The following is a 12,019-nucleotide window of genomic DNA, read 5'->3' as shown; positions in this document are numbered from 1 at the left end:
TATAGTGAACCTTCCTTGTCCTTGTTGCCGCTCAGGAGGTGTTCCGTGTCCCGCGAAAGCGCTCGCCGCCCATCGTTTACGGTTCGCGTGCTGCGGGTCGTGGCCTTTGCGGCTCTTGTCGGCATTCTGGTTGTAGCAGCTGCGAACGCGATTACCGTGGGTTCGACGCGCGGCAACGTGCACACTGTGGCGCAGACCGCCGAGCTTTTGGAGGACGACCCCGCCGATGCCGTGGTGGTGCTCGGCGCGAGCGTGCATGCCGACGGTACTCCGAGCGATATCCTGGCCGACCGCCTGGAAGTGGCCGTGGACTTGTACCGCGCGGGCGCCGTGCGGGCTGTTATCGTGAGCGGAGACAACCGCTCGACCCACTACAACGAGTCGGATGCCATGAAGGCCTTCTGCGTTGAGGCGGGCGTTCCGAGCGAGGATGTGTACGTGGATCATGGCGGCCTGAACACCTACGAGTCGATGTACCGCGCTCGCCACGTCTTCGGTGCCGAGCGCATCGTGGTGGCCACCCAGGCATACCATCTCTACCGCGCTATGTTCACCGCCAACTGCCTGGGTATGCAGGTTTGGGGTGTGGCCTGCGACAAAGGCGCCTACGACAACCAGCGGATGTACAGTGCGCGCGAGGTTATGGCCCGCACCAAGGACTTCTTCGCAGCTCTGCTGCGCCTGCCTGTGGAAACCGACGGCGAGGTGGTGTCGCTGCTCGATTCCGGCGACACGACCTAGGAGGCCCCATGCCGAGCGTATTTTCGGAACTGAGCCAGTTTGCTCGAAATCTGCCGCCCGAGGCCGCGGCGGCGCTGAAGCGCGCCCGCAACAAGGAGCGCTACCGGGCTGCGGTGGAGCGCACGTGGCGCAACCGCCCGGAGGTGGCGCGTTTCGTGCTGGCCCACACCAACGGTATCTACATCGCGAAGGACGAGCGGCCCCGCAAGGGCCCCGATCGCCATCGCGATTGGTGGGTGTTCGGCATCTACCTCGATGACGCCGCGGCGCGTACGGAGGTGGATGCGTGGCAATCGGTGCTGCTCCAGGCGCTGAATGCCGAGGGGCTATCCGTCGACGACCTGCGTTTTCTTCCTGCCAAGTGGGACATGCGCACGCGCAAGCTGTTTCCCGAGCTGTCCGGGGATGGGGCGGACGAGGCTGTCGTGGCGGCCCCCTGGGCGGCCCGGCATCGCGAGGAGGAGGCCTCCCGTGGGCTCGATATCGTGAAATGCGCTGTCTGTCTTGTCTTCGAGGACACTGAGCGGGCCTGGGCGCTTTTGGAGAAGGTGCGGGGGGCGGCGCTGGACGAGGTGCTGCTTCGCGAGCCGCGGGCCGACGGCTCGCGCCGCGACGAGCGCCGCAGCGGCCAGAAAGGCTACTGGCTCACCTTGTATGTGGACGACGTCGAGGGTATCGAGCGTCTCGTCGCCGTCTTCGGCGATGCCATTCGCGACCGCGCCCGGCGTCTCGGGCTGCGCATTCGCAAAATTGTCGTGCGCAAGGCCCCGCCGTCGCTTGCGGGTCGGTGCGCCTTTTGCCGCCAGGGCCGGTCGATCCCGCTGGGCAGTCTGGATGCTCGGAGCAGTGCGGATGCCTAGCCGAACTGCTTGAGAGACGCCTCGTTGCACAGCGAGATGCGCAGCTCCCAGCAGTTTCCCAGGTTGTAGATATAGAAGAGCGGCGCGTCGCGGCCGATGAGGACGTTGCCTACGGGTACGTCGCAGGCCCGGTATATCTTGCGGCATCGGGCCGCGGTGGAGTCGTTGATGCGGAACAGCTCGGGATCCTCGTAGCGGTTGCTGCCATGGCTGAAGAAGTAGTTGTGGCTACCGTCCCAGCCGAACAGGCCGGCAATGACCTGGTGCAGATCGGCGAGGGAGTCGTCGGAATACACGCGGGCGTTCCGAAGGAGCGCCGGTTTGGTGTCGATAAGCTCGATGGCAAGATCGAGCGGGATGCTCTTTTCGGCCGCGCGCGGCGTCCCCTGAGCCTTTATGCGCGGATCGACCGGAAACTTGATAATTTTCGCCGCCATGGCCTGCGCCTTTCCCCGTGGTCGACAATGGCTGTGGCGCGCATTGTAGCAATTCCTGTTCCGTCTTGATGCGCGACGGTTGAAATCATGAAAAAATACGGTGATTATCAGGGGATTATCGGTTGTTTATGTTGAGTCAACAAGTCATGGAATCGGGGTATTTCATGAGGAGCGGGCTGTGCGATGCGGCTGCGACATCGACGGGTATAATCGGGAAAATAAGAAGACAACCTCGAAAGGACGAGCGTGGCGGAACGGAAAAAGAAGACGACCAAGGCCGATGCCACGCGCCGCCAGCTTCTAGATGCGGCTCTCGCCGTCATTGCCGAGCGCGGATATGCCGAGGCTACGGTGGATCGCATCGTGGAGGTAGCCGGTGTTTCCAAGGGCGTGGCCTATTACCACTTCTCGAGCAAGGCCGATATCGCCGAGAGCATTCTCGTCGAGGGCATCGGCGACCTTATCGTGTCATTCGGGGTGATTGCCGAAGATGCGCCCACGGCCACCGAGGCGCTCATCTCCATGATCGAGGTGTTTGCCTCGGTTATCTTCGAGAACCCCTCTTTCGGTCGGTTCTTTGTGGCCGAGCTGTGGCGCCCGGGTCGCGCCTGGTCCGAGGCGATGCGCGGTCACGAGCAGCGCCTGCTGACCTTGTTGCAGGCCCAGCTCGTGCGCGGCCAGCGCGAGGGCACGGTGCGCTCCGAGCTCGATCCGGCCTTCGAGGCCGTGGCACTTGTGGGCATGGTGCTCACTACCACGCTCTACTATATCGGCGAGGGGGAAACCCGGGGCGATTTCCTGTCGCAGCGGCAGCGTTTCGTGGCCCGTATCTGCGACTTCGTGCACCACGCGAACGTGCCGCCGGTCTCTTGAGCGCCGCATACGCGCGCATTTGACCCGCACGGGCGCGGGGTAATCGGGCGCTCGGCAAAATCGCGGTATGCTGGGACGGCAAGTGATCCCGGAATGCCCGAGCTTTCGAGAAGGAGCGCCCCATGTACAAGATCCACTGCCTGAACAACATCTCGCCTGAGGGCCTGGCCCTGCTCACCGACGAGTACGAGCTGACCGATAACGTGGAAGAGGCCGACGCCATTCTGGTGCGCTCCGCCGACATGCACGTCATGGACATTCCCGCAAACCTGAAGGCCGTGGCCCGCGCGGGTGCTGGAGTGAACAACATCCCGCTCGACAAGTTCGCCGAGGCCGGCATCGCCGTGTTCAACACGCCGGGGGCCAACGCCAACGCCGTGAAGGAGCTCGTGCTCGCGGGCATGCTGCTGGCGAGCCGCGACATCATCGGCGGTGTGGAGTGGGTGCGCGCCAACGCCGACGACGAGAACGTGGGCAAGTCCGCCGAGAAGGCCAAGAAGCAGTTCGCCGGCGGTGAGATCATGGGCAAGACGCTGGGCGTCATCGGCCTGGGGGCCATCGGCGCCAAGGTGGCCCAGGCCGCCGAGGCGCTGGGCATGAAGGTCATCGGCTACGATCCGGCCATGGACGGCATCACCGTGCACGAGAAGGTTTCCCCCACGGTGGAGTTCGCCGACGACCTGGCCAAGCTGTACCCGGTCTGCGACTTCATCACCATCCACGTGCCGGCGCTGCCCGCCACGAAGATGATGATCAACGGCGAGGCCCTGGCGCAGATGAAGGACGGCGTGGTGTTCCTGAACTTCTCCCGCGACGTGCTCGTGGACGATGAGGCCATGGCCGCCGCCCTGGAGAGCGGCAAGGTGTCCGCCTATGTGACCGACTTCGCCAACCCGGCCGTGGTGAAGATGGAGCGCGCCATCGTCATCCCGCACCTGGGCGCCTCTACCGCCGAGGCCGAGGACAACTGCGCCAAGATGGCTGTGGAAGAGCTCATGGCCTACCTGGAGCGCGGCGAGAAGATCCACTGCGTGAATATGTAGCGAGCTCGCACGACGGGCGGTGCGGGGAGCTTCCTCTCGCCTGTTGACGGTCTGAGGTTGGGGCAGTCTTCGGGCTGCCCCCTTTTCTTATGGCTTCTTGCGACTTCAGAACGGTGGCAGAAGAGTATAGACACTATATTTACGCTTGAATTTACGCTACAATTTCTTCTAGTCTAGTAAAGGAGGCTGCAATGACAGTGTTGACGGCTACGGCAGCAGAGGCTCGAACTAATTTCTCACGCATTGCCTCGGCGGTAAGCGAGACGGGGGAGCGTGTGACGGTGTTCAAGAACTCGAAGCCTTGGGTGGTGATTGCGCCCGCCGATGAGGTGGATGCTGACTATGTTGAGCTGGTGCGGAGCGGCATTCTCGAAGGTCGCGAGCAGATCGCGTCGGGTCTTGGCATCGAAGGCACCGATGCTCTTCGCAAGACGGTTGCCGAACTGCGAGCCCAGCATGACTAAGATGGTTTACTCGCCGCGGTTCGCCCGGGAGCTCTCCCGAGTGGCCTCTGCGCGAGTGGATCAGAAAATCTACGACACCTTGGATATCATCGAGGCTGTTCCCTCCATTGGCTCGCGGAATATTCCCCGGATGATCCAAGTAGAGTTTGGGGAAGGTGTCCTTAAGATGGTCGTCGATCCCTTCGATATTTTCTACGAGTATTTCGATGCTCTCGATACGGTGTACGTCTATACCCTTGTTTTTCAGCGACAGGCTCGTTGAAATAGCGGGAAAATCATTTTTTGGAGGTTGGTATGAGCATGGAGCGCCCTTGTGTTTTGGTGGGTGTGACCGGATGTATTGCGGCCTATAAGGCCTGCGAGATCGTGCGCGGGCTGCAGAAAGCGGGCGTGCGGGTGAAGGTGGTCATGACCGAGCACGGCACCCATTTCGTGGATCCGGTAACTTTCCGGGCGCTGACCCACGAGAAAGTGGCCGTGGGGCTGTTCGACGATCCGAGCGACCCCATCCACCACATTTCGCTGGCCCAGGAGTGCGATGTGTTCCTCATCGCGCCCTGCACGGCCAACGTGATGGCGAAGGTGGCCTGCGGCATTGCCGATGATCTGCTGTCCACTACGGCCCTGGCGACGACCGCGACGTTGGCCATCGCGCCGGCGGCCAATGTGCATATGTACGAGGCCGCGGCCACCCAGGCGAACATGGCCACGCTGCGCTCGCGCGGCGTGCTCTTCATCGAGGGGGATGCGGGCTATCTGGCCTGCGGCGATGTGGGACGGGGACGCTTGGCCGACCCCGCCATCGTGGTGCGCGAGACCCTGGCGCTTCTGGCCGAGCGCGTGGGGCTGGACGCTCTGCGCGGGGCCTGCGAGCAGCATGGTGAGATTCCCTTCACGGCAGTGCTCGAGCAGGTGAACGCGGCCCGCGAGACGGCAGCTCCCGCGGAAGAGGCGGATGTGCCTGCGGGGGTTGAGACCGATCCCGACGACGCGGCCGCCACCGCGCCCTGTGCTGCTGCGAACGCCGCGACTTCCGGTGTTGCGGGTGCGCCTCAGCCCGGTGCCGTCGCCGATGGCGCGGCTGCCATGCCTGCCGGCGCCCTGGCCGGGCGCACGGTGCTCGTGACGGCGGGCCCCACGGTGGAGCCCATCGATGCGGTGCGTTACATCTCCAACTACTCTTCGGGCAAGATGGGTTACGCCATCGCCGAGGCCGCGGCGGCCGCCGGAGCGCGCGTGGTGCTCGTGTCGGGGCCGGTGGCCTGCGCGGCGCCCGCCGGTGTGGACGTGGTGCCGGTGAAGACGGCCCGCGACATGCTGGCCGCCGCCTCCGAGGTGTTCCCTGCCGCCGACGCCGCTATCTTCGCGGCGGCTGTGGCCGACCTGCGTCCGGCGAATCCGGCCGATCGCAAGCTGAAGAAGGGCCACGACGATGAGGCGCTGGCCAACGTGCCCCTCACGGAGAACCCCGACATTCTGGCTACCCTGGCTGCGGGCAAGCGCGCCGACCAGTACGTGGTGGGCTTTGCCGCCGAGACCAACGACGTGCTCATGAACGCCCACGCCAAGCTTGTGAAGAAGAACGCCGACATGATCGTGGCCAACCAGGTGGGCGATGGGCTCGCCTTCGGCACCGACGACGATGAGGTGTGGCTGGTCACGGCCGACGACGAGGTGCTTCTGCCCCTTATGAGCAAGGCCGCTGTGGCCGGTCGTCTCGTGGAAGTGGTGGCGGCCCATCTGGCCTAGCCATTACGCTTCCGTAAGCAACCCCAGGTTTTTCGCGAAAGCGTCCCGCAGCTGGGGCGCTTTCGCTATGATGGTGCCCGAACGAGAAAGGGGCATTATGCGCGTGCTTTTGGTGGAAGACGACGGCGCCATCGTGCGCACGCTGTCGGAGCTGCTGGCCGACGAGGGGTTCTCGGTGGTTGCCGAGGCAACCCAGGACGGGGCCTGCGGCCGCCTGGCCGCCGAGAGCTTCGACATCGCGCTTTTGGACGTGACTCTGGCCCAGGGCAACGGGTTCGCCGTGTGCGCTGCCGCCCGGGAAGTGGCGCCGGACATGCCGGTCATCTTTCTGACTGCCTCCGACGACGAGTACTCCACCGTGGCCGGTCTGGACATGGGGGCCGTCGACTACATCGCCAAGCCCTTCCGCGCCCGGGAGCTGGTCTCGCGCATGCGCGGGGCCCTGCGGCGTGCGAGCCCCGCCGACAACGTGCTGACTGTGGGCGATGTGCGGCTGGATGTGAGTTCCGGCGCCGTGACCCGGGGTGGCGCCGAGGTGTTCCTCTCGGCCCTGGAATACCGGCTGCTCCTCTACTTCTTGCAGCACAAGGGCAAGCTCGTTACCCGCGAGATGCTGCGCGATGCCATTTGGGACAGCGCCGGCGAGTACGTGTCGGACAACGCCCTGAACGTGTACATCAAGCGCTTGCGCGAGAAGGTGGAGGCTGACCCGTCCGATCCGCAGATCATCGTGACGGTGCGCGGGCTCGGCTACAAGGTGGGGGCATAGGGTGGGCTCCCTCTCTACGCTGCTGCGCCAGGCGGCGGTGCTGGCGGCCCTCTGCGCGGTGCTGGCGTGGCTGGCCCCGACCGATGCGAAGCTGTGGGTGGTGGCCATGGGGCTGGTGTCTCTCGGGCTTTTCTGTGGCATCTCGCTGTACCGCCATCGCCAGATCATGCGCCTGGCGGCCGAGATCGACGAGGTGCTGCACGGCGGCCGACGGGTGGACTTCTCCACGTGCCGCGAGGGCGACGTGGCTATTCTGACGAGCGAGCTGGCGAAGATGGTTGCGCGTCTGGGGCGCACGCGTGACCAGTTGTCCCACGAGCGCAACGCCCTGGCCGACGCCCTGGCCGATGTGTCCCATCAGATTCGCACGCCGCTGACGGCCATCGGCCTCATGCTGCCCCTCATCGAGCGCACCGACGACGGGCGGGAGCGCCGTCGCCTCGTGCGCGAGCTGGAGGGGATGCTTGACCAGGTGTCGTGGCTCGTGACCACGCTGCTGAAGATCGCCAAGGTGGATGCGGGTGCCATGCATGTGGAGCGGCGCGAGGTGCGCGCCGGCGAGGTGGCCCGCCGGGCCGTGGGGCCCTTGGCCACGGCCATGGACCTGCGCGCCGTGAACCTGGTGCTCGACCTGGATGAGGCTGCCACCTTTGTCGGCGATGCCCCGTGGAGCGTCGAGGCGGTGGAGAACATCGTGAAGAACTGCATGGAACACACCCCCGCCGGCGGCACGGTGACCGTGACCGTGCGGGAGGACGCCCTGGCTACCACCTTGGCGGTGAGCGACACGGGCCCTGGCATCGCCGCGGAGGATCTGCCCCACATCTTCGAGCGCTTCTACCGCGGTCGCGACGAGGGGGCTCGGGGTGCGGAAGATTCAAGGAACGCGAACGGCCTTCAGGGCGGGGAAGGCAGCAGGGGCACCGGCGCTGCCGGAGCGCACCCGTCCGTGGCTGCGGCTGTTGTCGATGAGGTGCGCCAGCCTGCCGGCTTCGGTATCGGCCTTTCCCTGGCCCAGGCCCTCATCTCGGCTCAGGGCGGCACGCTGCGGGCCGTCAACAATCCCGAGGGCGGCGCCCGCTTCGAAATCGCCTTCCCGAAGCTGGTGGTGTAGGGGCTTCTCGTCTGCGCCCCCTCGTGGTTGGGTGCGTGCGGCCCCTCCGATTCGCCGTGCTTTTCGCTTACACTTCCGTAATGGGCGCGTTATGGGGCGGCAAGGGGGCTTGCCCATACTGTTCCGTAGATTGGGAAATCAGGAGAAGAAAGGCATTCGGTATGGATATTCTCACCGTCAGCCACTTGACGAAGATCTACGGGGAGGGCGAGGCGGCCACGCGGGCCTTGGACGATGTGTCGTTTTCCGTGACCGAAGGCGAGTTCGTGGCCATCGTGGGGTCGTCGGGCTCGGGCAAGTCGACGTTGCTGCACCTCATCGGCGGGGTGGATCGGCCCACGTCGGGCCATGTGCTGCTGAACGGCGCCGATGTGTACGCGCGCAGCGATGAGGAGCTGGCGGTGTTCCGCCGCCGCGAGGTGGGCCTGGTGTACCAGTTCTACAACCTGGTGCCCGTGCTGAACGTGGTGGAGAACATGACGCTGCCCGTGGCTCTGGACGGCCGCACCGTGAACCAGGACCGTCTGGGCGGCCTGCTGGACCGGCTGGGTCTGCGCGGCCGCGAGGGACATCTGCCGCGCCAGCTGTCGGGCGGTCAGCAGCAGCGCGTGGCCATCGGACGAGCCCTCATGAATGCGCCGGCCGTGGTGCTGGCCGATGAGCCCACGGGCAATCTGGACACGGCCAACAGCCGCGAGATCATGCAGCTGTTGCGCGACTCCAACCGCGACTTCGGCCAGACCATGGTGGTGATCACCCATGACGAGGAGATCGCCCTGGCCGCCGATCGCATCATCGCCGTGGAGGACGGCCGCATCGTGCGCGATGAGAGGATCCGCCGATGAACGCCATGACCACCTTCACCATCAAGAGCCTGCGGGCCAACAAGGTGCGCACGCTGGTGACCATTGCCGGTGTGGTACTGGCGGCGGCGCTGCTGACGGCGGTGCTCACCAGCTACACGAGCTTGCAGGCCATGCTCTACGAAGCCGAGACGCGCATAGCTGGCACCTGGATGGCCGAGGTGCAGGGTGACGACTTCGACGGTCTGGCTGCACAGGCGCAGGAGGCCCAGGCTGCAGGGCAGGTCAACGATGTCGCCTACCTGCGCGACGCCGGGTTCGGCGAGCTTACCGAACAGCAGCAGAACTCCTTCGGCCGGTATCTTCGCCTTGCGGATTTCTCGGGCGACATAGAAACGCTGTGCTCCCTGCGGCCGAGCGAGGGGCGCTTGCCCGAGAAGGCCGGCGAGATCATGCTCTTCGATACGTGGCGCACCGCCGGCGACGGCGTGGAGGTGGGCGACACTATCACGGTGCCCGTAGGCGAGCGCGTGGCGGTGCTCGCTCCGGGGCGCACTGGCTCGATGACCCACGGCGAGGTGCCGGCGAGCGGCGGTTTCGTCGGCGGGATGGAGGCTGCCGAGGACGAGATCGCTGAGGGCACCGTGCTTGATTCGTCCATAGGGTATTTGGATGCCGCCCTCGACGGCGGCATCTTCAACGAGGAGCTGCGCGTTACGGGCGAGCGCACCTATACGGTGGTGGGATTCTACGACAATATTCCCTATGTCGCCTCTCACGGCTACGGCATGACGGCCTTCACCTGCGATTCTCCGGACGATGAATTGACGGGGCTGAATCGGGCCTATGTGACCATGGCCGGCGTGGACAGCACGGCCGCGGTGGAACAGCGCATCGAAGAGGCCTTCCCCGACCGCTATGCCGAGTTGCACATGGGGCTTTTGCGCTATATGGGCGTGCGCACCGACGGTGCCATTTGGGACACGTTCTTCAATATCGCGGCGGTGCTGGCCGTGGTCATCATCGTGGCCTGCGTGTCGCTCATCTACAACGCCTTCGCCATTTCCGTGGCCGAGCGCACCGGCCAGTTCGGGCTTTTGGCCTCGGTGGGGGCCTCGCGCCGGCAGCTGCGTCGGGCCGTGGCGCTGGAGGCGCTTATCGTGGCGGCCATCGGCGTGCCGCTGGGGCTTGTGGTGGGCATCGGCGGCTGTGCGGTGACATTTGCGGCCCTCGGCCCGTCGCTGGCCACGATCTTCGGCGCGGCCGAGGTGGGCTTCAACCTGTCGGTGGCGCCGTGGGCTCTGGCGGTGGCGGCCGGCCTCACGGTAGCCACAGTGCTGTTCAGCGTGTTCGTGCCCGCTTGGCGGGCGAGCCGGGTGAACGTCATCGATGCGCTGCGCGGCAACCAGTCGGCCCGGGCTTCCAAACGCGGGGCGGCGCGAGCGGCGCGGGCGGCCAACCCGGCCAAGCTGTGGCGCGGCCGCGGCATCGCCGGGCGCGTGTTCGGCATGGGCGGCCTTCTGGCGCGCATCAACGAGAAGCGTGGCGCGTCGAAGGGCATGGTCGCTTCGGTATCGCTGGCCCTGGCCATCGTGCTGCTCATGACGGCCGGATCGTTGTCCACGTTTTTGGGGACGCTGACGAAGGTGGCCGGTGGCCCGGTTGATGCGGGCGATGTGGGCGTGGTGGCGATGTTTTCGGACGATACGGTGCCGGGCGGGGATGGGACCGAGGGCGCGGACGCGGCTGGCAATGCGCCCGGAGCCGAGGGCGCGGACGCTGGCGCTGCTGGCGTGGATGCGAGCGCCCAGGCCAACGGCGATTCCCTCACCTTGGAGGCCGTGGTCGAGGCCCGTAACGCCCGCTTCGCCGAAGAGGCCGCGGTCTACGGAAAGGCCTGGGAGGTGCTGAAGACGACGCCGGATGCCGAGCCGGTGGGCTGGCGTCTGGATGGGGGTGTGTCCCTTATCGTGCCCGAGGCCATGGTCGGCGATGCCTTCAAGGCCGATGGGGCCCTGCACGGGGGGCAGATGGCCGACGGCTCCTTTGCCGTGATGGGATCGGTGGTGTACTTGGAAGACGCGGCGTTCGACCGCTGCGTTGCCGACGCGGGGCTGAACCCCGCCGACTTCCGCGACCCGACTGAGCCGCGGGCTCTGGGGGTGGGGAAGGCCTATGGGAACAACGGCGCCGTGTACGAGCTGCTCGACGTGCTTACGGCTACGGGCACGGTGCAGGCGCTGACAGCCGGCCTCTGCGAGGGCGAGGTCGTGTCTGGGTTCGCCGTGGCCTATGAGGCAGACGGCGCGAACGGCGCGGGCTTCGACTTTGTGCCCTACGTGTTCGAGCCTGATGGGGCTGACGGCGGGATGACGCGCAACCTCGATCCGGCCGATGTGGAGACGGCCACGACCCCTGTAGAGGTTGTCGCTGTGCTGGACGAGGCTCCCGAGCTGGTGGGCATGTACGGAGAATCGGTGCAGCTCATTGTGCCCATGTCCCTGGCGGCCACCCACAGCCTCGGTATCATCGACCCCACCTTCCGCGCCTCCTTCGACGCGCCAGAGGGCCGTTCGGGCGAGGTGGGGGACGACTTGGTGAACGCGGCGGGCACCTTCTTCCACGACGAGGCTCCCTTCGAGGTGGCGTTCCTCGCCATGAACGACTATGCGGGTGATGTTGCCAGCAATCAGACGCTGGCCATGGTCGTCAACGTGTTCTGCCTGCTGTTCACGGTGATTCTGGCGCTCATCGCCATGGCCAATGTGTTCAACACGGTGACCAACGGGCTCATCCTGCGCCGCCGCGAGTTCGCCGTCATGCGGTCGGTGGGGCTTTCCAACCGCCAGTTCCGCGCCATGATCGTGGACGAGTGCGTGGCCTGGTGCGCTCGAGGCCTCGTGCCGGGTGTGCTGCTGTCGCTTTTGGTGTCCTGGCTGCTGTGGGTGGCGGTGTCCGGCTCACTGTCGGGCCTTTCCTTCATGGTGCCCTGGGCCTATGTGGCCCTGGCCTTCGCCATGACCGCGGCGGCCGTGGGCATCTCGGTGGCCTACGGCATGCACCGCTGCAAGGCCGACAACGTCGTGGAGGCCCTGCGCATGGACAGCGTGTAGGAGTCCATTGCGGCTATGCGGGCGGCAGCCGCGAGCGTGCCGCCCGGGCCCCG

Annotated in this window: 12 protein-coding genes; 11 read left to right on the top strand and 1 reads right to left on the bottom strand. The window is 65.8% G+C overall.

What is annotated here, in order from left to right; genetic code table 11:
• Positions 1-45 precede the first annotated feature (45 nt).
• Together C811_RS10715 and C811_RS10710 are read left to right on the top strand one after the other, a co-directional pair.
• Positions 46-741: a SanA/YdcF family protein gene (locus tag C811_RS10715; protein WP_016309618.1), complete on the top strand. Its 696-nt coding sequence runs from the start codon at positions 46-48 to the stop codon at positions 739-741.
• 8 nt (positions 742-749) lie between these two features.
• Positions 750-1,601 (top strand): hypothetical protein, encoded by an 852-nt coding sequence (locus C811_RS10710; RefSeq protein WP_016309617.1) that lies wholly within the window; start codon positions 750-752, stop codon positions 1,599-1,601.
• Here the strand turns inward: C811_RS10710 and C811_RS10705 are convergent.
• Entirely contained in the window at positions 1,598-2,038 is a 441-nt protein-coding gene (locus C811_RS10705; RefSeq protein WP_016309616.1) for an IS1096 element passenger TnpR family protein, read from the bottom strand. The genes C811_RS10710 and C811_RS10705 overlap by 4 nt on opposite strands.
• A 246-nt stretch (positions 2,039-2,284) precedes the next feature.
• Here C811_RS10705 and C811_RS10700 point away from each other — a divergent pair, with 246 nt between their 5' ends.
• From C811_RS10700 to C811_RS10665, 9 genes are all read left to right on the top strand, one after another.
• A complete protein-coding gene (locus C811_RS10700; protein WP_016309615.1) occupies positions 2,285-2,911 on the top strand; it encodes a TetR/AcrR family transcriptional regulator in 627 nt (208 codons plus the stop codon).
• A gap of 122 nt (positions 2,912-3,033) precedes the next feature.
• Positions 3,034-3,954, top strand: a complete 921-nt coding sequence (locus C811_RS10695) for a 3-phosphoglycerate dehydrogenase (RefSeq protein WP_016309614.1) — start codon at positions 3,034-3,036, stop codon at positions 3,952-3,954.
• 191 nt (positions 3,955-4,145) lie between these two features.
• Positions 4,146-4,418 carry a type II toxin-antitoxin system Phd/YefM family antitoxin gene (locus tag C811_RS15840; protein ID WP_016309613.1) on the top strand — a complete coding sequence of 91 codons (273 nt, stop codon included), beginning with the start codon at positions 4,146-4,148 and terminating at the stop codon, positions 4,416-4,418.
• Positions 4,411-4,680, top strand: coding sequence for a hypothetical protein (locus C811_RS10690; protein WP_016309612.1), 270 nt, complete (start codon positions 4,411-4,413; stop codon positions 4,678-4,680). Before C811_RS15840 ends, C811_RS10690 begins: the two co-directional genes overlap by 8 nt.
• A 32-nt stretch (positions 4,681-4,712) precedes the next feature.
• Positions 4,713-6,167 (top strand): bifunctional phosphopantothenoylcysteine decarboxylase/phosphopantothenate synthase, encoded by a 1,455-nt coding sequence (locus tag C811_RS17065; protein ID WP_016309611.1) that lies wholly within the window; start codon positions 4,713-4,715, stop codon positions 6,165-6,167.
• 97 nt (positions 6,168-6,264) lie between these two features.
• Positions 6,265-6,936 (top strand): response regulator transcription factor, encoded by a 672-nt coding sequence (locus C811_RS10680; RefSeq protein WP_016309610.1) that lies wholly within the window; start codon positions 6,265-6,267, stop codon positions 6,934-6,936.
• 1 nt (position 6,937) lies between these two features.
• On the top strand, positions 6,938-8,050 hold the full coding sequence (locus C811_RS10675) for a sensor histidine kinase (protein ID WP_016309609.1): 1,113 nt from the start codon (positions 6,938-6,940) through the stop codon (positions 8,048-8,050).
• A 161-nt stretch (positions 8,051-8,211) separates the two neighbouring features.
• Positions 8,212-8,895 (top strand): ABC transporter ATP-binding protein, encoded by a 684-nt coding sequence (locus C811_RS10670; RefSeq protein ID WP_016309608.1) that lies wholly within the window; start codon positions 8,212-8,214, stop codon positions 8,893-8,895.
• Complete coding sequence (locus tag C811_RS10665) at positions 8,892-11,966, top strand: ABC transporter permease (protein WP_016309607.1); 3,075 nt, start codon at positions 8,892-8,894, stop codon at positions 11,964-11,966. Before C811_RS10670 ends, C811_RS10665 begins: the two co-directional genes overlap by 4 nt.
• The last annotated feature ends 53 nt before the right edge of the window (positions 11,967-12,019 follow it).

Origin of the sequence: Adlercreutzia caecimuris B7, assembly GCF_000403355.2 — a bacterium.
GTDB lineage: Bacteria > Actinomycetota > Coriobacteriia > Coriobacteriales > Eggerthellaceae > Adlercreutzia > Adlercreutzia caecimuris.
This window is presented reverse-complemented; position numbering and strand designations above follow the sequence as displayed.

Bases quoted from the DNA above. Each gene is read 5' to 3' on its own strand.
- C811_RS15840 (WP_016309613.1), top strand. From the start codon at position 4,146: ATGACAGTGTTGACGGCTACGGCAGCAGAGGCTCGAACTAATTTCTCA.
- C811_RS10710 (WP_016309617.1), top strand. From the start codon at position 750: ATGCCGAGCGTATTTTCGGAACTGAGCCAGTTTGCTCGAAATCTGCCG.
- C811_RS10705 (WP_016309616.1), bottom strand. From the start codon at position 2,038: ATGGCGGCGAAAATTATCAAGTTTCCGGTCGATCCGCGCATAAAGGCT.
- C811_RS10680 (WP_016309610.1), top strand. From the start codon at position 6,265: ATGCGCGTGCTTTTGGTGGAAGACGACGGCGCCATCGTGCGCACGCTG.
- C811_RS10665 (WP_016309607.1), top strand. From the start codon at position 8,892: ATGAACGCCATGACCACCTTCACCATCAAGAGCCTGCGGGCCAACAAG.
- C811_RS10690 (WP_016309612.1), top strand. From the start codon at position 4,411: ATGACTAAGATGGTTTACTCGCCGCGGTTCGCCCGGGAGCTCTCCCGA.
- C811_RS17065 (WP_016309611.1), top strand. From the start codon at position 4,713: ATGAGCATGGAGCGCCCTTGTGTTTTGGTGGGTGTGACCGGATGTATT.
- C811_RS10670 (WP_016309608.1), top strand. From the start codon at position 8,212: ATGGATATTCTCACCGTCAGCCACTTGACGAAGATCTACGGGGAGGGC.
- C811_RS10695 (WP_016309614.1), top strand. From the start codon at position 3,034: ATGTACAAGATCCACTGCCTGAACAACATCTCGCCTGAGGGCCTGGCC.